Origin of the sequence: Sphingomonas xanthus (assembly GCF_007998985.1) — a bacterium.
Taxonomy (GTDB): domain Bacteria; phylum Pseudomonadota; class Alphaproteobacteria; order Sphingomonadales; family Sphingomonadaceae; genus Sphingomicrobium; species Sphingomicrobium xanthum.
In genome coordinates this window covers 2067999-2090599 of sequence record NZ_CP041659.1, presented here as the reverse complement: position 1 = coordinate 2090599, position 22601 = coordinate 2067999, and the positions used below count along the sequence as shown (strand labels likewise).

General features: G+C 63.7%; 25 protein-coding genes and 1 tRNA gene. 10 read left to right on the top strand and 16 right to left on the bottom strand.

From position 1 onward, the window contains the following. Positions 1–39 precede the first annotated feature (39 nt). Positions 40–483 carry a cytidine deaminase gene (locus tag FMM02_RS10545; protein ID WP_147494798.1) on the top strand — a complete coding sequence of 148 codons (444 nt, stop codon included), beginning with the start codon at positions 40–42 and terminating at the stop codon, positions 481–483. A 3-nt stretch (positions 484–486) separates the two neighbouring features. Here the strand turns inward: FMM02_RS10545 and FMM02_RS10540 are convergent, their stop codons facing one another. The 5 genes from FMM02_RS10540 to FMM02_RS10520 all read right to left on the bottom strand — a co-directional run bounded on the left by FMM02_RS10540 (position 487) and on the right by FMM02_RS10520 (position 5412). Further along, the gene (locus FMM02_RS10540) at positions 487–1380 is read right to left on the bottom strand and encodes a universal stress protein (RefSeq protein WP_187107770.1); all 894 of its coding nucleotides are present in this window, start codon (positions 1378–1380) and stop codon (positions 487–489) included. Between the two features lie 161 nt (positions 1381–1541). Next, entirely contained in the window at positions 1542–2492 is a 951-nt protein-coding gene (locus FMM02_RS10535; RefSeq protein WP_147494796.1) for an isopenicillin N synthase family dioxygenase, read from the bottom strand. A 58-nt stretch (positions 2493–2550) separates the two neighbouring features. Further along, complete coding sequence (locus FMM02_RS10530) at positions 2551–3822, bottom strand: NupC/NupG family nucleoside CNT transporter (protein ID WP_147494795.1); 1272 nt, start codon at positions 3820–3822, stop codon at positions 2551–2553. Between the two features lie 28 nt (positions 3823–3850). Continuing rightward, complete coding sequence (locus FMM02_RS10525; protein ID WP_222703845.1) at positions 3851–4420, bottom strand: LOG family protein; 570 nt, start codon at positions 4418–4420, stop codon at positions 3851–3853. Positions 4421–4425: 5 nt separating this feature from the next. Further along, positions 4426–5412: an adenosine kinase gene (locus FMM02_RS10520; protein ID WP_147494793.1), complete on the bottom strand. Its 987-nt coding sequence runs from the start codon at positions 5410–5412 to the stop codon at positions 4426–4428. 119 nt (positions 5413–5531) lie between these two features. On the opposite strand from FMM02_RS10520, the gene FMM02_RS10515 reads away from it, so the two are divergent. The 3 genes from FMM02_RS10515 (at position 5532) to FMM02_RS10505 (ending at position 9281) form a co-directional block, all read left to right on the top strand. After that, on the top strand, positions 5532–6185 hold the full coding sequence (locus FMM02_RS10515; RefSeq protein WP_147494792.1) for a queuosine precursor transporter: 654 nt from the start codon (positions 5532–5534) through the stop codon (positions 6183–6185). 259 nt (positions 6186–6444) lie between these two features. After that, positions 6445–9102 carry a TonB-dependent receptor gene (locus tag FMM02_RS10510; protein WP_246104869.1) on the top strand — a complete coding sequence of 886 codons (2658 nt, stop codon included), beginning with the start codon at positions 6445–6447 and terminating at the stop codon, positions 9100–9102. A gap of 105 nt (positions 9103–9207) precedes the next feature. Beyond that, a tRNA-Gly gene (locus FMM02_RS10505) sits at positions 9208–9281 on the top strand. Positions 9282–9340: 59 nt separating this feature from the next. Here FMM02_RS10505 and FMM02_RS10500 read toward each other — a convergent pair. After that, positions 9341–10099, bottom strand: coding sequence for a competence/damage-inducible protein A (locus FMM02_RS10500; protein WP_147494790.1), 759 nt, complete (start codon positions 10097–10099; stop codon positions 9341–9343). 20 nt (positions 10100–10119) lie between these two features. On the opposite strand from FMM02_RS10500, the gene map reads away from it, so the two are divergent. Then, a complete protein-coding gene (gene map, locus FMM02_RS10495) occupies positions 10120–10947 on the top strand; it encodes a type I methionyl aminopeptidase (RefSeq protein WP_147494789.1) in 828 nt (275 codons plus the stop codon). Here map and FMM02_RS10490 read toward each other — a convergent pair. Further along, positions 10944–11705: a phosphocholine cytidylyltransferase family protein gene (locus FMM02_RS10490; protein ID WP_147494788.1), complete on the bottom strand. Its 762-nt coding sequence runs from the start codon at positions 11703–11705 to the stop codon at positions 10944–10946. The two genes, map and FMM02_RS10490, sit on opposite strands and share 4 nt — an antisense overlap. A gap of 132 nt (positions 11706–11837) precedes the next feature. On the opposite strand from FMM02_RS10490, the gene FMM02_RS10485 reads away from it, so the two are divergent. Both FMM02_RS10485 and FMM02_RS10480 read left to right on the top strand, forming a co-directional pair. Next, entirely contained in the window at positions 11838–12176 is a 339-nt protein-coding gene (locus FMM02_RS10485) for a P-II family nitrogen regulator (protein ID WP_147494787.1), read from the top strand. Between the two features lie 31 nt (positions 12177–12207). Continuing rightward, positions 12208–12597, top strand: a complete 390-nt coding sequence (locus tag FMM02_RS10480) for a four-helix bundle copper-binding protein (RefSeq protein ID WP_147494786.1) — start codon at positions 12208–12210, stop codon at positions 12595–12597. A 54-nt stretch (positions 12598–12651) separates the two neighbouring features. On the opposite strand, the gene def is transcribed toward FMM02_RS10480, so the two are convergent. Together def and recR are read right to left on the bottom strand one after the other, a co-directional pair. Further along, a complete protein-coding gene (gene def, locus FMM02_RS10475; protein ID WP_147494785.1) occupies positions 12652–13200 on the bottom strand; it encodes a peptide deformylase in 549 nt (182 codons plus the stop codon). Positions 13201–13231: 31 nt separating this feature from the next. Then, positions 13232–13828, bottom strand: a complete 597-nt coding sequence (gene recR, locus FMM02_RS10470; RefSeq protein WP_147495074.1) for a recombination mediator RecR — start codon at positions 13826–13828, stop codon at positions 13232–13234. 55 nt (positions 13829–13883) lie between these two features. On the opposite strand from recR, the gene fmt reads away from it, so the two are divergent. Together fmt and truA are read left to right on the top strand one after the other, a co-directional pair. Then, complete coding sequence (fmt, locus tag FMM02_RS10465) at positions 13884–14789, top strand: methionyl-tRNA formyltransferase (RefSeq protein WP_147494784.1); 906 nt, start codon at positions 13884–13886, stop codon at positions 14787–14789. Then, entirely contained in the window at positions 14786–15526 is a 741-nt protein-coding gene (gene truA, locus FMM02_RS10460) for a tRNA pseudouridine(38-40) synthase TruA (protein WP_147494783.1), read from the top strand. Before fmt ends, truA begins: the two co-directional genes overlap by 4 nt. Here the strand turns inward: truA and FMM02_RS10455 are convergent. Further along, a complete protein-coding gene (locus FMM02_RS10455) occupies positions 15523–16743 on the bottom strand; it encodes a pyridoxal-dependent decarboxylase, exosortase A system-associated (RefSeq protein ID WP_147494782.1) in 1221 nt (406 codons plus the stop codon). The genes truA and FMM02_RS10455 overlap by 4 nt on opposite strands. Then, complete coding sequence (locus tag FMM02_RS10450; RefSeq protein ID WP_147494781.1) at positions 16740–18209, bottom strand: AMP-binding protein; 1470 nt, start codon at positions 18207–18209, stop codon at positions 16740–16742. Before FMM02_RS10450 ends, FMM02_RS10455 begins: the two co-directional genes overlap by 4 nt. Before the next feature lie 75 nt (positions 18210–18284). On the opposite strand from FMM02_RS10450, the gene FMM02_RS10445 reads away from it, so the two are divergent. Beyond that, a complete protein-coding gene (locus FMM02_RS10445; RefSeq protein WP_187107769.1) occupies positions 18285–18581 on the top strand; it encodes an acyl carrier protein in 297 nt (98 codons plus the stop codon). A 14-nt stretch (positions 18582–18595) separates the two neighbouring features. Here the strand turns inward: FMM02_RS10445 and trxB are convergent, their stop codons facing one another. The 5 genes from trxB to FMM02_RS10420 form a co-directional block, all read right to left on the bottom strand. After that, positions 18596–19561 (bottom strand): thioredoxin-disulfide reductase, encoded by a 966-nt coding sequence (gene trxB, locus FMM02_RS10440; RefSeq protein ID WP_187107768.1) that lies wholly within the window; start codon positions 19559–19561, stop codon positions 18596–18598. 46 nt (positions 19562–19607) lie between these two features. Next, positions 19608–19832: a hypothetical protein gene (locus tag FMM02_RS10435; protein ID WP_147494780.1), complete on the bottom strand. Its 225-nt coding sequence runs from the start codon at positions 19830–19832 to the stop codon at positions 19608–19610. 80 nt (positions 19833–19912) lie between these two features. Next, positions 19913–21547, bottom strand: a complete 1635-nt coding sequence (locus FMM02_RS10430) for a CTP synthase (protein WP_147494779.1) — start codon at positions 21545–21547, stop codon at positions 19913–19915. Positions 21548–21631: 84 nt separating this feature from the next. Next, a complete protein-coding gene (gene secG, locus FMM02_RS10425) occupies positions 21632–21961 on the bottom strand; it encodes a preprotein translocase subunit SecG (RefSeq protein WP_147494778.1) in 330 nt (109 codons plus the stop codon). A gap of 92 nt (positions 21962–22053) precedes the next feature. Beyond that, positions 22054–22545 (bottom strand): hypothetical protein, encoded by a 492-nt coding sequence (locus FMM02_RS10420; RefSeq protein ID WP_147494777.1) that lies wholly within the window; start codon positions 22543–22545, stop codon positions 22054–22056. Positions 22546–22601: the final 56 nt, after the last annotated feature.

Below are 22601 nucleotides of genomic sequence, written 5' to 3'. Positions count from 1 at the left end.
CATTGCCGCAGCGCTTAGCGCGCGCCACAAGACAAGGCCATGACTGATGACGAATTGATCGCTGCCGCGCGCGCCGCCGCCCTCAAGGCCTACGCCCCTTATTCCCGATTCTCGGTCGGCTGCGCGATCGAAAGCGTCGACGGTTCGGTTGTGACCGGCGCCAATATGGAAAACGCCTGTTATCGGCTTGGCCTGTGCGCCGAGCAGAGCGCCCTGACAATTGCCGCGCACATGTTCGGCCTCGAAAAGGTCGCGCGGATCGCGGTTGCCGGAGGCGACGGATCGGGCAGCGAACTGGCTGGAGGCAGCACGGTCACACCTTGCGGCGGGTGCAGGCAGGCAATCCTCGAGGCGGCCCAACTGGGCGGTCGCGACATCGAGATCTTATGCGCCAGCGGTGACGGGAGCCGCGTGGAGCGCCACCTGCTTTCGGCCCTCATCCCGCATGGATTCGGGCCCGCCAACCTTGCCGACGCGGGCTGAGCGTCAGCGGCCGATCACCAACGGCAACTCGCTATGATCGAGCAGCGAGCGCGTGACCCCGCCAAACAGATATTGGCCTATCCGACTGTGGGCGTAGCCGCCCATCACCAAATAGGCCGCCTTGGTCTCGCGGGCATGCGCGAGTAGCAGGTCGGCGACGGCATCGCCGCGACTGGTACTTGCCGTTTCGACGCGGAGCTCGGCATGGATGGAATGGCGGGACAGATATTCGAGCAGCCGGGTGCTCGGGAACTCGCCCTGCTTGCCTTCTTCGCTGATCTGGATGACCTGGACGCTCGAGGCCAGCGATAGCAGGCCAAGCGAGGCACGGACCGCGTTGGAGGCCTCGGAGCTGCCGTCCCAGGCTATGAGCGCATGACCAAACGGATCGACCGCGCCGCCGCCGTTCGCCGGGAGGAACAGGGGCGTCCGGCTTTGGTGCAGGATATCCCCGATGGCCGCGCTATTCAGCGGTATCGCGGTGCCCCCATGATCGACCCTTCCGGTGACGATGATGTCGGCGAGCGCGCCATGACGGACCAGTTGAGGCGCCACGCCGCCAGTGACCTTTTCATAATCCCAGGTGACATCTTCGTTCGCCAGTTCGCGCTCGATCCTCTCGCGCAGCTTTGTCTCGTCCTCGTCGAGCGCACGGACGACATCGTTCATCACGAACACGCCGCCGAACGCGTCGAATGCCATGAAGGCTTCGACCGGCGTGACATGCACGCAATGGATATGCGCGGTGCAGGCCCGGGCAAGGCTCAGCGCGGATTCCAGCCGATCGCCGAGCGAGCGGTCGTTCTGGACGTGCAGGAGGATCGTCCCGATCGCGCTGGCGCTCGGAGCGCTTGCCCGGTCAGGCCGGTCAAGGGTTGAAATGATTTCGTCAGGCATCGCTGTCCTCCCTGGGGCGGACGCGAAAAATCTTGTCTCAGGGCAGCGCAGGTCCGCCGGCAGCATCGTCGCCCGTAAGCAGACCCTGATTATAGCATAATTAGCGCGCCAATGCCCCGATCAAACGGCCTAGGCGCACCAAGGTCAGGCCCGCCCGATCCTCACTTGAGCTTGATCTCGCGAAGCCGCTCCTGGAGATAGTCATGGCTGCTGATTGGCGGCCACTTCGGCTCCTCGCCCGCCGGCACCGTGCCCGGAAGTGCCTCGATCACGAAATCGGGGCGGAAGTGGAGGAAGAAGGGCATCGAAAAGCGCGCATGGCTGGCCCGGTCCGGCGCCGGGTTGACCACCCGATGGCTCGTCGAGCGAAGCACGCCGTTGGTCAGCCGCTGCAGCATATCGCCAATGTTGATGACCAGTTCGCCGGCCTTGGGGCTGACGGGGATCCAGCGACCGTCTTTCGTCTTGAGCTCAAGTCCCGCTTCCTCGGCGCCAAGCAGCAGGGTAATGGTGTTGATGTCCTCATGCGCCCCGGCGCGGATATGATTTCCGGTCGGCTCGTCCTGAGCGGGGTAATGGAGCAGGCGCATCACCGAATTGCCGTCGCGGACGGTGTCGGTGAAATAATCCTCGTCGACCTTGAGGAAGCGGGCGATCGCTCGGAGCACTTTCACGCCAGCCGCGTCGAACGCGTCGTAAAGCTCGAGAAAGGTCTGCTTGAACTCGGGAATTTCGCTCGGCCAGATATTGTCGGCCATCACCTCGCGGAAGGGATGCCCGGGGGCCAGTTCGCGGCCGACGTGCCAGAATTCCTTGAGGTCGAACGCGGTCGCGCCCTTGGCGGTTTCGACGCCGAAGGCGGTATAGCCACGCGCGCCGCCGCCGCCAGGAATGAGATATTGCTGCTTTACCGCGTCGGGCAGCGCGAAGAATTGCTTCGACAGTTCCTCGGCCCGGTCGATCAGGTCCTGGGGAATGCCATGGTCGCGGACGATCGCGAACCCATAGTCCACGAAGCTTTGGCCAAGCTCCTGGGCAAAGCCCTGCGGATCCTTGTCGGCGTCCGGCAGGGAAACGGAGGCGATCTGGTCACTGCTGATTAGGTCGGTCATGGGCGCGCCCTTACTCTCCCCGCGGCGTGCGGGCAATTGACTGCAGTCAGGCGAAATTTCAGCTAATCATCAGCCCGGCCAATGCCGCGCTCATGAGGTTGGCCAGCGAACCGGCAAGCAGGGCGCGAAGGCCCAGCTTGGCGATCATCGGCCGCTGGTTGGGCGCCAGGTTGCCGGTCACCGCCATCTGGATGGCGATCGAGCTGAAATTGGCAAAGCCGCACAGCGCAAAGGTGATGATCGCGCGGCTGCGGTCGCTAAGGGCGCCCGCCTCCATCGCGCCAAGATCGATAAAGGCGACAAACTCGTTGAGCACGATCTTCGTACCAAACAGGCCGCCCGCCGCGCCGGCTTCGCTCCACGGAATGCCGATCAGGTACATGACCGGCGAAAAGAGCGTTCCGACGACCTGCTGGAAGCTGAGTTCGGGATAGCCGAACCAGCCGCCGATGCCGCCGAGGATGCCGTTGGCCAGCGCCACTAGCGCGACAAAGGACAACACCATCGCGCCGACCGCAACGGCCAGCTTGACGCCCGTCTGCGCGCCTTGCGCGGCAGCCATGATGATATTGGCCGGTCGCTCGCCCTCTTCAAAGGTATGAACTTCGATCTGGTCTTCGGGCGCGGCCGCCACACCGCCGCCTTCCAGCGCCAGCTCGTTCTCGCCGGCAGGCTCGTCGGGCATGATCAACTTGGCCATCAGGATTCCCCCCGGCGCCGACATGAAAGCGGCGGCGAGCAGATAGGGCAGATATTCATTGCCCAGCAGCCCGGCATAAGCGGCAAGGATAGTGCCCGCGACGCCGGCCATGCCGACTGTCATCAGCGTGAACAAATGGCTTGGCGGAAGGGCGGCAAGGTAGGGGCGCACAACCAGAGGGCTTTCCGACTGGCCGACAAAGATGTTGGCGGCCGCGCCGAGCGATTCGACCCGGCTGATCCCCGTCACCTTGCCGATCGCACCGCCGACCCAGCGCACGACGCGCTGCATGATCCCCAGATGGTAGAGGATCGCGACCAGCGAGGCGAAGAAGATGATTACCGGAAGCGCGGCGATGGCGAAGGTGTTCGCAAGTGGGTTGGAGGCGGTGGGCCCGAACAGGAATTCGGTGCCCTTGGTGGCATAGCCCAGGAGGTTCGCCACCCCGTCCGACATCCACTGGATCGCTGCCCGCCCCCAGGGTGTGCGCAGGACGAGGAAGGCGAGCAGCGCCTGTAGTGCGAACGCTGCGCCGACGACGCGCAGGCGGATCGCCTTGCGGTTCGACGAAAAAATGACGGCGATAAGGATGATGACGGCAAGGCCGACAAGCCCAAGCAACTGATTCATGAAATGCCGCCCCTCCCCCGGGCGTGGATTACCAGGTCACGCCTTGTGCCGCGCTTTTTGCCGCTTCGTCCAGTAGGTCGAGCGCGGCCTGCGGACTCTCGGCCTTGAGCAGCTGGAGCCGGCGAGCCTGGCTCAGGAAACCGCTGGCGGATACATGGTCCATGAAGCCGGCAAGCCCGTCCCAGAAACCATTGACATTGAGCAGGCAAAAGGGCTTTGCGTGATAGCCGAGCGCGTTCCAGGTCCAGGCCTCGAACAATTCGTCGAGCGTGCCGATACCGCCAGGCAGCGCGACAAAGGCGTCACACAACTCCGTCATCTTGGCCTTGCGCTCATGCATGTTGCCGACGGTATGGAGTTCGGTGCAGCCGAGGTGTGCGACCTCATGGTCGACCAGCGTGCGCGGAATGACGCCGAATACCTCGCCGCCCGCCGCCAGCACTTCATCGGCAACGATCCCCATCAGCCCGAGCCGGCCGCCGCCATAGACAAGGTCGATCCCCCGGCCGACCATTTCCCGGGCAAGGTCGCGGGCGGCGTCGGCGAAGGCGGAATTCGCGCCGTTGGCGGACCCGCAATATACCGCCACGCGACGGATCCGGGTCATAGCTGCACCAGCGTCTTGAGATCGACAATCGGGCGGGCGCCATAGTGCTGGATCACCTCGCCGGCGGCGATGGCGCCGGTCCACAGGCAGCGTTCCAGCCCGGCCCCGCGGCAATGGGCGGTAAGGAAACCGGCGGCAAACAAGTCCCCTGCCCCCGTCGTATCGACGACCTGTCGGACCGGCGCAGCCGGGATTGAAATACGCTGTCCGCCGGCGATCGCGGTCGCGCCTTCGGGACCACTGGTGATGACCAGCACCGGCACTTTCGCGCGCAATTCGGCCAGCGCGGAATCAAGGTCGGTGCGGCCGGTTAGCTGAAGCGCTTCGTCCTCATTGGCAAACAACAGGTCGACTCCGCCACCGTCGATCATTGCCGCAAAGCTCTCCTTGCGTCCGGCGATACAGACGCTTTCGCTCAGCGTGAACGCCACCTTGCGGCCGGCGGAATGGGCGATGTCGATCGCTTCCATCATCGCCGCCCGGGGTTTGTCCGGGCCAAACAGATACCCTTCCAGGAACAGGATCGAGGCCGAAGCAATCAGCGCAGGGTCGAGTGCCGCCGAGCAAAGCTCGTGGCTTGCGCCAGGGCAAGTGTTCATCGTTCGCTGCCCGTCAGCAGTCACCAGGATCAGGCAGCGGCCGGTCGGCGGCCCACCGACCAGCGGCGGCGTGTCGAACTTCACGCCCAGCGCACGCATGTCATGTTCGAAGATAATCCCGAGCTGGTCTTTGGCGACCTGGCCGATGAACGCCGACTTGCCCCCCATCGCCGCGACCCCGGCCATGCTGTTGGCAGCCGATCCGCCCGACATTTCGCGAGCCACGCCCATTGCCCCATAAAGCTCGTCGGCCTGCTCCGGCGTCAGCAGCTGCATCGATCCCTTGGGCAGTCCGTGGCGCTTCAGGAATTCATCGTCGGCACTGGCGATGACGTCGACGATCGCGTCTCCCATGGCAACAATGTCGAGCGAGGCGTCGGCCATGGCGAGGGGGAAGTCCCTGTTGTTTTTAAGGAAAAGCGCGCCCGCCTAACCGCGCGCCGGGGCAGGGTCAAACGGAAATGGCTTGCAGGCCGCCGCGAAGCCGCTAGGCCTTCGCCCCCATGACCGATCAAGCCCAGGCGCAGCCCATGTCCCGTTCCCTGTTCGTCTTCTCCATTTTCTACGGCGGCATGGTGTGCATTGCCGGCGTGCTTGCCAACAAGCAGGTCGCGCTTGGCCCGCTCGCGGTCGAGGCGGGGATCTTCGCCTTCCTGATGCTGGTGACGACGTCGAGCGCGGTGGCCGAGATTCATGGTCGCGAGACCGCCAACCGGCTGGTCGCGATCGGCTTTATCCCGCTGATCGCCTCGATCCTGTTGACGGTGGTGGTATTGGCGCTGCCCGCGTCACACGAAATGCCGCAGGAGCGGCAGGATTCGTTCAACATGATGATGATGGCAACACCGCGGATCTGGATCGGCGGGATCATCGCCTACGGCATTTCGCAGTTCCTCAACGTCACCATCTTCAGCCGGATGAAGCGCGAAGGTGGAAGCCTGCTTTGGCTGCGCGCGGGCGTGGCGAGCGTCCTTTCGCAGATCGTCGACACGCTACTGTTCATCACCATCAGCTTCTACGGCGTCTTCCCGATTGCCAACCTGCTGCTGGGCCAGATGCTTGCCAAGGTGGTGTTGTCGGCGCTGCTGGTGCCGACCCTCATCTACGCCTTCGTCGCGATGGGCCGGAGACTGGACGGAAATCCGCCAGCAAACTGAGGCTTTGCGGACACTCTTGTAAATACTGAGGGTTTTTCTATAGGCCAGCACCCATGGGTCGCGCGAGGTGGCGCGATTTGGGGTGGGGATTTTCCGAAGCGGTTTTCGATGGACGGGCGACGCTCGCCGATGGCGGTCACCCTTCTGTCTTATTCGCACTCCAATGGCCGCCTTGCACGTCCGAATCGACGTCTGCTCTGCTATTCATTTGGGGTGTTCCGTGAAAAAACTGATTCTGCTCTGCTCGACGGCTGTCGTCATGCCAGCCGCTGCTTTCGCCCAGTCGACCGGGTCGGTCGATTTCGAAGAAACGATCGTCGTCACCGGTTCGCGGGTCCAGGAAGTGGGCGGCGTACAGACCCCCGATTCCGCCAAGGCCAAGGCGGTGCTGACCCAGGAAATGATCGCGCGCCAGAACCCCGGCCAGACCATTCTCGACACCATCAATCTGGTGCCGGGCGTTAGCTTCCAGAATAACGACGCCTACGGCTCGTCGGGCGGCACGCTCACCATCCGCGGTTTCGATTCGTCGCGCATCAGCCTGACCTTCGACGGCATCCCGCTCAACGACAGCGGCAACTACGCCATCTATTCGAACCAGCAGATGGACCCGGAACTGATCGAGCAGGTCAACGTCAACCTCGGCACGACCGACGTGGACAGCCCGACCGCCTCGGCCGTCGGCGGCACCGTCAACTACCGCTCGATCACGCCGGACAAGAAAATGGGCGCTCGCGGCTCGGTTTCGATTGGCGAATATGATTTCCGCCGCTTCTTCGGGCTGTTCCACACCGGCGAGATGGGCCCCTGGGGTACTCGCGCCTGGGTGTCGGCCTCGACTGCCAAGAACGACAACCCGTTCAACAACTACGGCAAGGTCAACAAGCAGCAGTATAATGCGAAAATCTACCAGCCGCTGAGCAGCGGAGATTTCGTCGCGATTTCTGGCCACTACAACCAGAACCGCAACAATTTCTTCGGTTCGCTGCCCCTTCGCTGGGACACCACCCGCGCCGCCAACAATGCGACCCCGCGCAACGTGGGTTCCGGTTCCAACGACCGTTATCCGCGCAGCAATGACGAGCGCGAATATGACATCAACTATCCATGCCAGACCGATGCGCCGCAAACGGGCGTGCAGGACGTCACCAACAGCTGCGGCACCGAATTCGACCGCCGCTACAATCCGTCGAACACCGGCAACATCCGCGGTTCGTCGCGTTTCTCGCTGACTGACAAGCTGACCCTGACGGTCGATCCCAGCTTCCAATATGTGAAGGCCAACGGCGGTGGCACGGTCACCGGCCGTGAAGGCGTCCGGATCATCAACGGCGTCACCTACACCGGCTTCATCGGCGGCAACTATTATTTCGGTCGCGACCTTAACGGCGACGGCGACGTGCTGGACACCTGCCGCATCCCGGCAACCTCGGGTTCGGCGTGCAGCTCGACTGCTTCGGCGTCGAACGTTCCGGGCGGCGGCGTCACGCTGCTCGCCCCGAGCCAGACTCGAACCTATCGCTACGGCGTGATTTCGGGCCTGCGCTACGACCTTAACGACGACCACACGCTGCGCTTTTCCTATACGTTCGACCATGCCAACCACCGCCAGACCGGCGAGCTGCTTGGCCTCGACGCCAATGGCGAACCGCTCGACGTCTTCCCGATCAATGATCCGCTGGCCGACGCCAATGGCGATCACGTCCAGAAGCGTGACCGCCAGAGCTATGCGATCCTGAACCAGGTTGCCGGCGAATATCGCGGTGAGTTCGGCGCGCTGACCGTCAACGTCGGCGTCCGCGCCCCCTTCTTCAAGCGCAAGCTGGACCAGAATTGCTTCACCACTTCGGCGGGCGGATTCATCGACTGCCTTGGCGATCCGGCGGCCATTGCGGCTTATGCGGCAGCCAATCCGTACAGCTATAACGAGAGCACGGGCGTTGTGACCGGCTTCGCGCCTCCTCAGAAGCGCACGCTGAAGTACAACAAGCTGCTTCCGAACATCGGTGCGGTCTACGACATCACCACCAATCTGTCGGCGTTCGCCAGCTATGCAAAGGGCCTGTCGGTCCCCAGCACGGACAATCTCTACAACAGCTTCTATTATCCGGAAGGCACGCCGCAGGCGAAGCCGCGTCCCGAAACCACCGACAGCTTCGACGTTGGCCTGCGCTATCGTTCGACCAAGGTCCAGGCGCAGCTTTCGGCCTGGTACACCAAGTTCGATGATCGCTTGGCCTCGGCCTTCGATCCCGACCTCAACCAGACCGTATTCCGCAACCTTGGCCGCGTGAACAAGTGGGGTATCGACGGCTCGCTCGCCTATGCCCCGATCAAGGAGCTGACGATCTACACCTTCGGGTCGTGGAACAAGTCGAAGATCAAGGACGATGTGGCCAACGGCGCCTGCAACAGTGCGCAGGTTACCAACGGCACCTTCGGCTGCACCGTCGTCGGCGATACGATCTTTGCCGAAACGGCAGGCAATCGCGAATCGGGCACGCCGAAGTACACCTACGGCACGTCGGTCCTCGGCTCGCTGGGTCCGGTCGATCTGGGGATCACCGCCAAGCGTACCGGCCCGCGTTACGTCTTCGACACCAACCTGCCGGTTTACCGCGGCACGATCGGTGCAACCACCGGCGCTACCCCGCAGGAGCAGGTGTTCGCAGCGGCTGCCCCGGCCTATTGGCTGGTTAACCTCGATGCACGGGTGAACATGGGCTATTTCGCCGACGATCTGAAGAAGACCTACGTCCAGTTCAACGTCTACAACCTGTTTGACAAATTCTATGTCGGCGGGTTCGGCGGCGGCTTGGCCCAGTCGGTGTCGAGCAGCACCAACTTCGGTAATCCGCCGTTCGTGCAGATCGGCGCGCCGCGCACGCTCAGCATGACGGTTAACGTCGGCTTCTAAGCCTTCGTTATCAACGATAAGATCTCGGCGTCGCCTTCGGGCGGCGCCGTTTTCTTTGGGCGCTTGACGGGTTCGGGGTCGCGTGGCACCGCACGGCCCGGCCACGCGGGTGTAGCTCAATGGTAGAGCAGAAGCTTCCCAAGCTTACGACGAGGGTTCGATTCCCTTCACCCGCTCCAACCTTCCGATGTCGGGACATCGCGAATTGGAGCGCACGAGCGAAGCCACGGGCGCGCCCCTAAATCCCGCCTTCGAATGCCTCGAACCCGGCATCCGCCAGCATTTGCGCAAGTTCTGTCGCGACACGCGCCGCGACTTCTGGCTCGTCAGACCGGACGACGAAGTTCGATCCGACCCGGCCTTCGCGGAAGAACGGATAGCTGCCGATCGCGACATTATCGGCGCTGCGTTCGGCAGTTCGAAGCAGGTCGGCGACCTCGCTTTCCGGAATAAAGCCGCCGACCGTCACGCTGACCAGCGGCCTCCCTCCCTCCAGCTCGCCGCTCAGGCCCTCCAGCATGCCGGCGGTGATGTGCGGGACGCCGGCCATCAGGAACAGGTTGGCGATCCGGATGCCGGGCGCGCCGGACACGGGATTGGGGATGAGCTCGGCGCCTTCGGGCGCGCGGGCCATCCTCAGCCGCCCTTCGTTGAGCCCGCCCCGGGTCGCATAATAACGCTCGAGAATCGCGCGCGCCTCGGGGTGAATGACCACCGGCACGCCAAGCGCCTCGGCAACCGCATCGACGGTGATGTCGTCATGGGTTGGGCCGATCCCGCCGGTGGTGAACCCATAATCATAGGTGGTCCGGACCTGGTTCACAGCCTCGGCAATCCGCGACGTCTCGTCCGGCACAACGCGAACATCCATCAGTCGAATCCCCTGGACGTTCAGCCAGCGGGCGATCTGCGCGATATTCCTGTCCTGGGTCCTGCCCGACAGGATCTCGTCGCCGATCACGACCAAGCCGGCGGTCCAGACTCGATGTTCGCTCATGATCATCCTATATCCCGGGCATGACCGAATATGTCCACGTCGGGCCCGAAGACCGGATCGAGCCGCGCAACAACATGATCAAGCTCCACGGGCCCGAGGGTTTTGAGGGAATGCGCCGGGCCGGCCGGCTGGCAGCCGAGATATTGGACGCGCTGGTCCCGCACGTCGTCCCGGGCGTCACCACGCGCGAAATCGACGAGATTGTCCGGCGCATGACGCTGGAGGCCGGCGCGGTTCCCGCGACGCTCGGCTATCGTGGCTATACCCGCAGTTGCTGCACCTCGATCAACCATGTCGTGTGCCACGGCATTCCGGGCGACAAGGCGCTGAAGGACGGCGACATCGTCAATATCGACGTCACACCGATCCTCGACGGATGGCATGGCGATACCAGCCGGATGTACCTCGTCGGAGACGTCCCGCTCAAAGCCAAGAAGCTGGTCGAAGTAACCTATGAATGTTTGATGCTCGGCCTTGAACAGGCCAAGCCCGGCAACCGATTGGGCGATGTCGCCAACGCCATCCAGAGCCACGCCGAAAAGCACCGTTATGGCGTTGTCCGCGATTTTTGCGGCCACGGCCTCGGCCGCCTTTTCCATGATAGTCCCGAAGTGATCCACGCCGGTCGCCCGGGTACCGGCCCGGAGCTTCGCCCCGGCATGTTCTTCACGGTCGAACCGATGATCAACATTGGCCGCGCCGACGTGAAGATGCTCGACGATGGCTGGACCGCAGTGACCCGCGACCGATCGCTATCGGCCCAATTCGAACATTCGATCGGAATCACCGAAAGCGGCTGCGAAATTTTCACCCAGAGCCCGAAGGGCTTGGACAAGCCGCCTTACTAGGCCGCGCAGGCCTTCCTGCCCCTGTCCCAACGCTCAGTCAGCGCCTGGGCACTGTCGACGTCCTCGGGAAAGTCGACCTCGCCCCATTCGTGCCCCTGGATGTCCAGCGTCCACACGGGCGCTTCCTGGGCGATCTGGTGAATGACGCGCAGATACCAGATCGTCGTGCCCTCGCTGCTGCGAATCGCCCGCTCGATAGCGTGGCGGAACGTCTGGGCCCCCTCTTCGCGAAAGGCGAGAAGGCCGATCGATTCGGCATTGACCTCCGCCAGGTCCAGCCGCTTGCCGATGGCGTGCAGCCGACCGGCTTCGTCTACCACGACCTTCATGTCGTCTTCGTCATAGCCGTCCTTGCGGTCGATCGTGACGCAAATCCCCTTGCGGCCGGCATTGCCGACGACCTGCGCCATCAACTCCTCGCTGACCAGCGTATCGCCGTTCCAGACCAGCACATCGCCGGCGATTTCCTCGCGCGCGACGAACAGAGAGCCGAGATTGTCGGCGACCTTGTAAAAGGGGTTGTAGATGGTGCGGACGCGCGGGCCGATGCTGCCGCGCCGATCCAGCGCGGCCTCGATTTGGTCATCGCGAAAACCGGTGACCACCACCGCCTCTTCGACTCCGTTGGCGGCAAGCGCGTCGAGCTGCCGGTCGAGCAGGGTACGACCGTTGAATTCGATCAGGCACTTGGGTCGATCGTCGGTCAAATGGCCGAGGCGCGAGCCCTGACCCGCCGAAAGAATGATGGCTTTCTTCATGTCCCCACCGGACTGCCCGCGAATTGCGGCATTGGTTTGACCATTTTTCACAATCCAACGCGCAGGTGCATCAACCGGTGGCGCCCAATCGCGGCTTGTGCCTATGATGGGCCGGATAAAGGGGATTTTCGCGTGAAGAAGATCGAAGCGATCATCAAGCCGTTCAAACTCGACGACGTGAAGGATGCGCTCCACGAAGTCGGGGTGAGCGGGATCACCGTCACCGAGGTCAAGGGCTTCGGCCGCCAGAAGGGCCATACCGAACTGTATCGCGGTGCCGAATATGTCGTCGATTTCCTTCCCAAGGTGAAGGTCGAGGTCGTCGTCGAGGACACGCTTGCCGACCGGACCGTCGAAGCGATCGAAAATGCCGCGCGCACCGGCCGCATCGGTGACGGGAAGATTTTCGTCTCGGGCATCGAACAGGCCATCCGAATCCGAACCGGGGACCGGGGCGCCGACGCCATCTAGGCGTTCAAGACGGGAAACAGGAGAACGCCGAATGTCGATACGCAAGATGATCTCGCTACACCCGGCGTCGAAGGACCATCTCAACCAGTCGCTGGGCAATGCGGTGCATCACCTCATGTATTGCGCCAAGATGTGCATGAGCTGTGCCGACGCCTGCATGGCCGAGCCCAAGGACATGACCCAGTGCATCCGGCTTTGCCTCGACTGTTCGGACATTTGCGAAGCGACCGCTCGGCTAGGGACGCGGCGGACCGGCGACGACCAGCCGATGTTGCGCGAACTGCTCGAGCTGTGCGCACGTATGTGCGACGCCTGCGCCGCCGAGTGCGAAAGCCATGACCATGAACATTGCCGCTTGTGCGCGCAGATCTGCCGCGAATGCGCCGCCGATTGCCGGAACGCGGCGGCGTCGCTGGCCTAGGTATTTACCGGGGCGTTGAGGCGCGACAATCAAGGCCGCGCTTCCTGAACCGGATCAGGCCGCCCTCAGCGCGCGCTCCTTGCGGACCTTGGCCAGTTTCTTGAGGACCATGTCGCGCTTCAGCTTTGACAGATGGTCGATGAATAGCACGCCTTCGAGGTGGTCCATCTCGTGCTGCAGGCACACTGCAAGTAACCCGTGAAGCTCCTGCTCATGGGTCTTGCCATGCTCGTCCATCCAGCGGGCACGAATATGGTCGGGGCGCATCACGTCGGCATATTGATCGGGCACGGAGAGGCAGCCTTCCGTGTAGGGCACCTCATGGTCAGAGTGGGACAAAATCTCGGGATTGATGAACACCCGCGGTTCGCGCACAGGCTTGCTTTCGGGGTCCTCCGGATCTTCCGGTTCCTGCAAGTCCATGACGAGCAGGCGCTTGGGCACGCCAACCTGCACCGCGGCAAGGCCGATGCCCGGAGCGTCATACATCGTCTCGAACATGTCGGCGATTAGCGTACGAAGCTCGTCATCCACCTTCTCGACCGGCGTCGAAATCTCGCGAAGGATCGGTTCGGGCGTTTCATAGATGCGCAATATGGCCATGACGGCGATTTAGTCTTTCAAGGCAATGGGTTCAAGCGACGGGCCGACGCGCGCGAAGGGCCTGGGCCAACGTTCCTTCGTCAAGATAATCCAGTTCACCGCCGACGGGAAGGCCGTGCGCCAACTGGGTGAGGCGAACTGGGAATTTCTCCAGCCGCTCGGCGAGGTAATGGGCCGTGGTCTGGCCTTCCAAGGTCGCGTTCATCGCTAGCACGACCTCGTCGATGCCTCCGGCCGCGACACGCTGGACCAGCTTATCGATCGACAGGTCCTCTGGGCGGACGCCTTCAAGCGCCGACAAGCGCCCGCCCAGCACATGAAAACGGCCCGGGAACAGCCGCGAGCGGTCAAGCGCCCAAAGATCCGCGACTTCCTCGACAACGCACAGCAATCGCTCGTCGCGCCGCGTCTCTCGGCAGATGCTGCAGGGGTCGCTGGTATCGATGTTTCCGCAGGTCGAGCAGGTCGACAGCGTGTCCGCTACCGCCTGCAGGGCCGCCAGCAGCGGCTCCATCGCTCCTTCGCGCTTTTTCATCAGGTGAAGCACGGCGCGCCGCGCCGATCTGGGCCCGTATCCCGGCAATCGCGCCAGCGCCTGAGTCAATGCTTCGATCTGGTGCGATGCCATGCCCGCGACATAGGAGGCGCTTGGCGCCGGACGCAAGCCGCGCCATAGGCGGGCGATGCGGATCATCTTCATGGGAAGCCCCGAGTTCGCCGTTCCGACGCTCGACGCGTTGGTCGCGGCGGGTCACGACGTGATCGCCGCCTATACCCAGCCGCCGCGCCGGGCCGGGCGCGGCAAAGGCATCAAGGAGACCGCGGTTGCCAAGCGCGCAGGTGAATTGGGGATCGACCTGCGCTGGCCGGCGTCCCTTAAGAGCGCGGAGGAGCAGCAGGCCTTTGCTGACCTCGACGCCGACGTCGCGGTAGTGGCTGCCTATGGCCTGATCCTGCCGCAAGCGATCCTCGATGCACCGACTTTCGGCTGCCTAAACGTCCATGGCTCGTTGCTCCCGCGTTGGCGAGGTGCGGCACCGGTACAGCGCGCGATCATGGCCGGTGACGAGGCGACCGGGGTGACCATCATGCAGATGGAGGCCGGGCTCGATACCGGCCCCATGCTGCACAAGCGCACGGTCGACATTGGTGACAGCAACGCCGCTCAACTGACCGAAGAATTGGCCAACTTGGGAGCAGCGATGATGGTAGAGGTCCTCCACAACCTCCCCTTATTCGAGCCAATTCCCCAGCTCGATGACGGCGTCACCTACGCCGCCAAGATAAGCAAAGAGGAAGCGCGGATCGACTGGTCGCGGCCGGCGGCGGAGCTGGTCCGCCACGTCCAGGGCCTGGCTCCCTTCCCCGGCGCCTGGTTCGAGGTCGGCGGCGAGCGGATAAAGCTGCTCTCGGCACGGGCCGTCGATGGCAGCGGCCAGCCTGGCGAGGTGATCGACGATCGCCTGACCATCGCCTGCGGATCCGGGGCCTTGCAGCCGGCACAGCTGCAGCGCGCGGGCAAGGCAGCGATGAGCGTCGACGAGTTGCTGCGCGGCTTCACCCTGCCCAAGGGCATGCGCCTCTCATGACCCGCTGGCGATTGACGGTCGAATTTGACGGGGGCCCGTTCATGGGCTGGCAGCGACAGGACCATGGCCCGTCGGTACAGGCAGCGCTGGAACAGGCGCTGCTTCAGATGACCGGCGAGCCGGCCGTGGTGCACGCCGCCGGACGCACCGATGCCGGCGTTCATGCGCTGGCGATGACCGCACATGTCGACCTTGCCAAGACCGTCAGTGAACATCGGCTGCGCGAGGGCGTGAACGCTCTGGTCCGGCCCCAGCCGGTCAGTGTCACCGCAATAGCGCAGGTTGCCGACGACTGGCATGCGCGGTTCAGCTGCATCGGCCGACGCTACCTCTATCGAATCCTCAATCGCCGAGCGCCGCCGGCGCTGGATCGCGGCAAGGTCTGGCATGTGCCCGTCGACCTCGATGCAAGCGCGATGGGCGAAGCCGCCCGACACCTGGTCGGACGTCACGACTTCACCACTTTCCGCTCGGTCCATTGCCAGTCGCAAAGCCCAGTAAAGACGCTCGACCAGCTGACGGTCGAACAGGCCGGCGAGGAGATTCACATTCGGGCCGCCGCCCGCAGCTTCCTTCATCACCAGGTCCGTTCGATGGTCGGTTGCCTCGCAATGGTTGGGCGCGGACGCTGGGCGCCTGACGATGTTCGCGCCGCGCTGGAAGCAAAGGACCGGCAGGCGCTAGGGCTCAATGCGCCGCCCGAAGGCCTGTATTTCGTCGAAGCACTTTATCCCTAGGCGAGGATCTCGCGGGCCATCGGCTGGCTGAGGAATGCGGTCGGGCTGGCGGTGAGTCCGTAAGCACCGGCGCAAAAGACGGCGACGAGGTCCCCGACCTCGGCCTTCGGCAACATAGCTTCATCGGCGAGAAGATCGAGCGGGGTGCACAGGCAACCGGCAACCGTCACTTCTTCCTCCGCCCCAGCCGCGAAACGGCTGGCGATTGCGACCGGGTAATTGCGGCGGAGGAGCTGGCCGAAATTACCGCTGGCGGCAAGCTGGTGCTGAAGCCCTCCATCGGTGACCAGGAAGGTACGCCCCCGGCTCACCTTCCGGTCGACGATCCGGGTCAGGTAGACGCCCGCCTCACCTACCAGCCAGCGACCGAGTTCGATTGCGAACTGCGTACCGGCGAGGATCTCGGGACGATCGGCCAAGGCCCTGCCCAGCGCCCGTCCGACCGCCTCGACATCCAATGGCTCGTCCTTGCCAAAATAGGGGATTCCGAAACCGCCGCCCAGGTTGACGTTCGGCGGCGCCAGCCCTGCCGACTCCGCGATCGCCGCCGCTAGTCCGATGGTCTCATGCTGCACGTCGATCAGCGCCTCGGACTTCAGCGCCTGACTGCCGGCATAGATATGCAGCCCTTGCCAGTCGGCTCCGGCCTCGACGATCCGCCTGATGAGCGCGGGCACGCGGTCATGGTCGACCCCGAACGGACTGGCCAAGCCACCCATTTTCTGTCCCGAACCCTTGAGCCCGAACGGCGGGTTGACCCTTACCGCCAACCGCGCCGTCAGCCCCTCGCTCGCTGCAATCGCCAGCGCGCGCTCGGCTTCGCCCTCGCTTTCAAGGTTTATGGTGACGCCCGCGCGCATCGCGGCTTCCAGTTCAAAATCGCGCTTCCCGGGACCCGCGAAGCTGACCGGGCGACCAAGATGGGCGACCTTGCCCAGCTCGCCCGCCGAGGCCACGTCAAACCCGTCGACCAGCTCGGCCATCGTTTCCAGAAGCGGCGCGAACGGATTGGCTTTCACCGCATAATGAAGCGCGACCTCGCCCGGGAACGCGGCCCGGAACCGCTCGGCCTGGGCGACGATCATCGCCCGGTCGTAAACGAACAGCGGCGTTCCCCGCGCCTCGGCGGTCCAATGGTCGGCAGTGCGGCCGCCGATCAGCAGCCGGCCATCGGCATCGGCCGAGAATGCGGACGGAATCGGTCCTAGCGCCTTCATGCCAGCTCAGCCTTTAACGCAGTTCGGTCGAGCTTGCCGTTCGGGCTGACCGGAAGCCGCTCGCGCCATTCGATCCGCTGCGGCTGCATGTGCGGTGGGAGTTCGCGGCGGAAGTAAGCGCGAAGGCCCGCTTCATCCATTTCGCCGCTCGCCACTGCGACCAGCAGGATCGCCTGACCCAATCGTTCGTCCGGAACGCCGAACGCCGCGGCATCGCCGACCAGTCCGCTAGCCAGCGCGGCTTCCTCGATTTCAGTCGGGCTGATGCGATTACCGCTGACCTTGATCATCGCGTCGTCGCGGCCGCGAAAGCGAAGCAGGCCGTCCTCGCCCATCACCACCGTGTCGCCCGACCAGACCTCGCCATCGCGAAACCGCTGCAGGGTGCGCTGGGGATCATTCCAATAGCCCTTGGCAACCAGCGGGCCGGAATGGACCAGCTCGCCCTCCTCACCTGGCACTGCCTCGCTACCGTCGGGCCGCACTACACGCAATTCGGCAAAGGGAATGGCGGTTCCGACGCTGTCGGGATTGGCGTCGACCAATGCCGGGTCGAGGCTTGCGGAGCGAAAGGCTTCGGTAAGACCGTACATCAAGTGCAGCCTCGCCTGTGGGAACAGCGCGCGCAAGCGGCGAACCAACGGCTCGGGCAGGTGGCCGCCGCTGTTGGTCAGCGTGCGCAAGCTTCTCCCATGCCCGTCCCACTTCTGGTCGGCGATCTGCAGCCACAGCGGCGGCACCCCGGCCAGCACCGTCACCCTCTGCCGCTCGACCGCACGCACAACGTCACGGGGAAGAAGATAGTCAAAGCCGATCGCCGCGCCGCCGGCTGCCCAGGTCGCGAGCAGCTGGCTTTGGCCATAGTCGAATGCCAGCGGCAGGACGCAAAGGGTGCGATCATCGGCGGACAATTGGAGGTAATGGGCGACGCTGATGGCGCCCAGCCAGAGGTTGGCATGGCTCAGCATCACGCCCTTCGGCCGCCCCGTCGATCCGCTGGTGTAGAGCAAGGCCGCCAGGAATTCGGGGTCATGAGAGGAGGCGGGCAAAGGCTCTCCATCAGCCCGCCAATCCTCAAGCGCCACGAATTTTGCCCCGGCAATTTCGCCTGCCGCTAGACTGTCGAGCCTGGCCCGGTTCGCGACGAGCAGCCTTGCCCCGCTGTCGACCAGGATATGCGCTGCCTGGCCATGCTTCAGCACAGGATTGATCGGGACATGAACCAGACCGGCGCGTGCCGCAGCCAGCGGCATGATGCAGGCGAGCAGGGTTTTGCCCATCCAGGTCGCGACCCGGTCGCCGGGTACGAGCCCGTGCGCCAGCAATGCCGACGCAGCCCGCCCGACCGCCGCGTCCAGCTGCGCAAAGGTCAGCCGCTCCTCGCCCGCGACAAGCGCCAACGCGCCATGCTCCCCGCGCAACGCGAGATGATCGAGCGGATAAGGCTTGGGATCGGGACTGGTCACGCCTCCCGCCTAGCTCGGCGCGTCCTGGCCTGCAAAGCTTGCCTCACGCGCCGCCTTTCCCTAGGGGGCGGCGCCATGGCGACCGAGGGAGGGGCATTCGTGGCGTGGGACGATCGCGCGGAAGTGGATGCGACGCTGCGCGCGCTACTGGTCGACGTGCTGGGGATATCCGCGGAGCGCGCCGCGGCGTTCGATGAAGAGACCGAGCTGTTCGGCGCCCTGCCTGAATTCGATTCGATGGCGGTCGCAACCCTGCTCACCGAGATGGAAGAGCGGCTTGGCATCCTGATCGAGGATGAGGATGTCGAGGCGGAAGACCTGATGAGCTTCGGCCGCCTTCTTGCGCTCGCACAGCGGCTTTCTCTGACCTAGGTAGCGCCCGGAAATTATTCCGCTGCCTGGAGCGCCTCGAATTCCTCGGCTGCGAGGAAGCGCTCTGCGTCGAGAGCCGCCATGCAACCGGTGCCGGCGGCGGTGACCGCCTGGCGATATATCTTGTCCATCACGTCGCCGCACGCGAACACGCCTTCGACCGAAGTGCGCGTGGTGCCGGTTTCGACTTCGATATAGCCATCGCTGTCGAGCTTGAGCTTACCGTGGAACAATTCGGTGGCGGGCTTGTGACCGATGGCAACGAAGGCGCCGTCAACATCAAGACGGCTGACCGCGCCGGTCTTCAGGTTGCGAATATCGAGTCCCACCAGCGCCTCGGGCTGGCCGCCACCGACGAATTCGGCGACCTCGCTGTCCCAGATAATCTTGATGTTGGGATGGGCAAACAGCCTGTCCTGCAAGATCTTCTCGGCGCGAAGCGAATCGCGGCGATGAATCAAGGTCACGTCATGGCTGTGGTTGGTGAGGTAAAGCGCTTCCTCGACCGCGGTGTTGCCGCCACCGATCACCGCGACCTTCTTGCCACGATAGAAGAAGCCGTCGCAGGTGGCGCAGGCCGATGCGCCCTTCCCCTTCATATGTTCTTCGGAAGGAAGGCCAAGCCATTTGGCTTGTGCGCCGGTAGCGATGACCAGCGTGTCGGCATGATATTCGCCGCTGTCACCCTTCAATACGAAGGGCCGCCGGGAAAGGTCGACTTCGCTGACATGGTCCCACACCATTTTGGTGCCGACATGCTCGGCTTGAGCCTGCATCTCCTCCATCAGCCAGGGGCCCTGGATGACATCGCGGAATCCCGGATAGTTTTCGACGTCCGTCGTGGTGGTCAGCTGACCGCCAGGCTGGATGCCCTGGACGACGATCGGGGATAGGCCGGCGCGGGCGGCATAAATGGCGGCGGTCAGGCCGGCAGGGCCGGAACCAAGCACCAGCAGTCGGGTCGAAATGACGTTGCTCATCCCGCCCAATTAAGGGCGAGGCGCCAGTCGGGCAATGGGACGGTAATCAGATCAGGAAGAACGGGGTCGGGTCGACCACGGCCGGGATTGCGCGGGTCAGCGGACACCCGCTTGGCCGAGCCTTGCGCGGCTGCGATTCGGCACGCGGCGCCTGCTGGCGCTGGGTCTGGGTCGGAGCCTGCTCCGTCTTGGGGCAGGCCGGCCGCTTGGTGACCTCGGCAGCAAAGCTGACGGTCGAACCGAAAGCCGCGAGGATCATTGCGATGGTCATTTTTCCCTGCATGTCGCCGACGTAACGACTCTTCGCCTTAACGGCAAATGAATCAAATAATCTGCGTTAAACTCAGCAACTTAAACCAGGCGAGACTGCTTCAAAGCCGCCCCGATGAATCCTGAAAACAGGGGATGGGGGTTGAACGGGCGACTCTTGAGCTCCGGGTGGAACTGGACCCCGATGAACCAGGGATGCTCGGGCCGTTCGACGATTTCGGGCAATTCGCCATCGGGCGACATGCCGGAAAAGGTCAGTCCGCCCTTTTCAAGTGCTTCGCGATAATGGACGTTGACCTCATAACGGTGCCGGTGCCGCTCGCTGATTTCCGTCGCGCCATAAATCGAGGCTGCATGGCTGTTGCCCTTGAGCTGCGCCGTATAGGCGCCGAGCCGCATCGTCCCGCCCATGTCGGTCTCCGCGGTCCGTTTTTGCAGTCCCTCCTCGCTCATCCATTCGGTGATGAGGCCGACAACTGGCTCGCTGGTATCGCCGAACTCGGTAGTCGATGCATCGGCGATCCCGGCCGTGTTCCGCGCGCCTTCGATGCACGCCATTTGCATGCCGAGACAGATGCCGAAGAAGGGCACTTCGCGTTCGCGAGCGAAGCGGACGGAGGCGATCTTGCCCTCGCTGCCGCGCTCGCCGAACCCACCGGGTACAAGGATGCCGTGCAGCGGTTCCAGTTCGGCGGCTAGGTCGACGTCGGCCTTTTCGAACAGTTCGGCGTCGATCCAGCGGATGTTGACCTTGACCCGGTTGGCGAGCCCGCCGTGGACGAGGGCCTCGCGCAAACTCTTGTAGGCATCGGGCAGGCCGACATATTTGCCGACGACGCCGATCGTGACCTCCCCTTCCGGGTGGTCGACGCGGTCCATGATGTCTTTCCAGCGGGTGAGATCGGGGTCGGGCGCGTCCTCGATTCCGAACACTTTCAGGACTTCCGCGTCCAGGCCTTCGTAATGATAGGCCAGCGGCACGTCGTAGATCGACCGGGCATCGAGCGCCTGGATGACCGCCGAAGTAGGAACGTTGCAGAACAATGCGATCTTGTTGCGCTCGCTTTCCGGGATCGGCCGGTCGGCGCGGCACAGCAGCACGTCGGGCTGGATTCCGTAACTCGTAAGTTCCCGAACGGAATGCTGAGTCGGCTTCGTCTTCAACTCGCCGGCGGCGGCGATGTAAGGGACCAGTGTCGTGTGAACGAAGGCCGCCTGCCCCCGGCCGAGGTCGTTCTTCAGCTGTCGGATGGCTTCGACGAAAGGCAGGCTTTCGATGTCGCCGACCGTCCCGCCAATTTCGCAGATCACGAAGTCTAGGCCATCGATGTCGGCCTGGGCGAATTCCTTGATCGCGTTGGTGACATGGGGAACGACCTGGACCGTCGCGCCAAGATAATCGCCGCGACGCTCGCGCGCGATAATGTCGCGATAGATACGGCCCGAAGTGATGTTGTCGCTCTGGCGCGCAGAGACCCCGGTGAAGCGTTCGTAATGGCCGAGGTCGAGGTCGGTTTCCGCCCCGTCGTCCGTCACGTAGACTTCGCCGTGCTGATAGGGCGACATGGTCCCGGGATCGACGTTCAAATAGGGATCGAACTTACGGATTCGGACCGAAAAGCCTCGCGCCTGCAACAGCGCCCCCAAGGAAGCTGCCAACAAACCCTTGCCGAGCGATGAGACCACGCCGCCGGTGATGAAAATATACCGCGCCATGGGAGTCGGGCCTTACGGGCGCTCACCCTTGCAAGGCAAGCGCTCAAATTGTCGAAGTGAAAAAAATCTGGCCGAACGGGCTGATTATTGGGCGAGCGGAACTGCCGGTGCCTCAGTCGGCGCCGGAGCCACCGGCTGGGTCGGTTGCGGCGCGGCCAGCGACGTGTCGACCGTCGGCGCTTCCCCGCTAACGCCGGCGATCGCGGCCAGGGCGATCGACAGGAAAATGAAAATCCCGCCGAGGATCGCGGTCGAGCGAGTCAGGAAATCCGCCGCGCCGCGTGCGGTCATCAGGCCGCCCCCCGAAGACGAGCCGCCGACCCCAAGCCCGCCGCCTTCCGAACGCTGCATGAGAATCACCGCGACAAGCGCGACTGCAACGATCGTCTGGAAGATCAGAAGGAAGGTGAACATGGGGACCGGGCCGTTTCGAAAAGAGTGAATCGTCGCAGCAGATAGTCGGCGCGCGCTGAAAACTCAACGCGCGCCCGACGTATGGTGTCTGCTTATTGGGCCGTTGCGCTGACTTGGGCCTCGAGCTGGTCGGCAGTAAGGCCGATCACCGCGCCGTTGGGGCTTCCAGCGATTCCGGTACGCGGCAGGCGAACCAGCTTGCCCGACGCCAGCTTTACCGTGACAAACTCGCTGTCGATCGAGTCAATCGTGCCGACAGGAGTTCCGGCCCGGCCGTTGACCGTTGCGCCAGCCACCAGGGAGGCTTCGGCCGCAGCCTTGTCCTTTTCGACCGCGGCATTGAGTTCGGCCTGGGTCATGGAGAAAAGCAGCTTGCCCTCATGCGGGGTAAAGCTGTCGCGGCCAAGATTGGCCTCATGCTTGTCGGTGCGCACGGTGACGACATCGCCATTGATGGCGGTAACGGTGCCGACGGCGCCGCCCTTGACGTCGGTGACCGGTGTCCCGACCGCAAAACCTGCCTGGGCGAAAGCCGGAGCAGCAAAAGCCAATGATAGTGAAGCCAGCGTTACGAAAATCCGCATTGTTACCTTTCCCGTTGAGATGATTGAAACTTTGGTAACAACCCCTTGCTGATTAT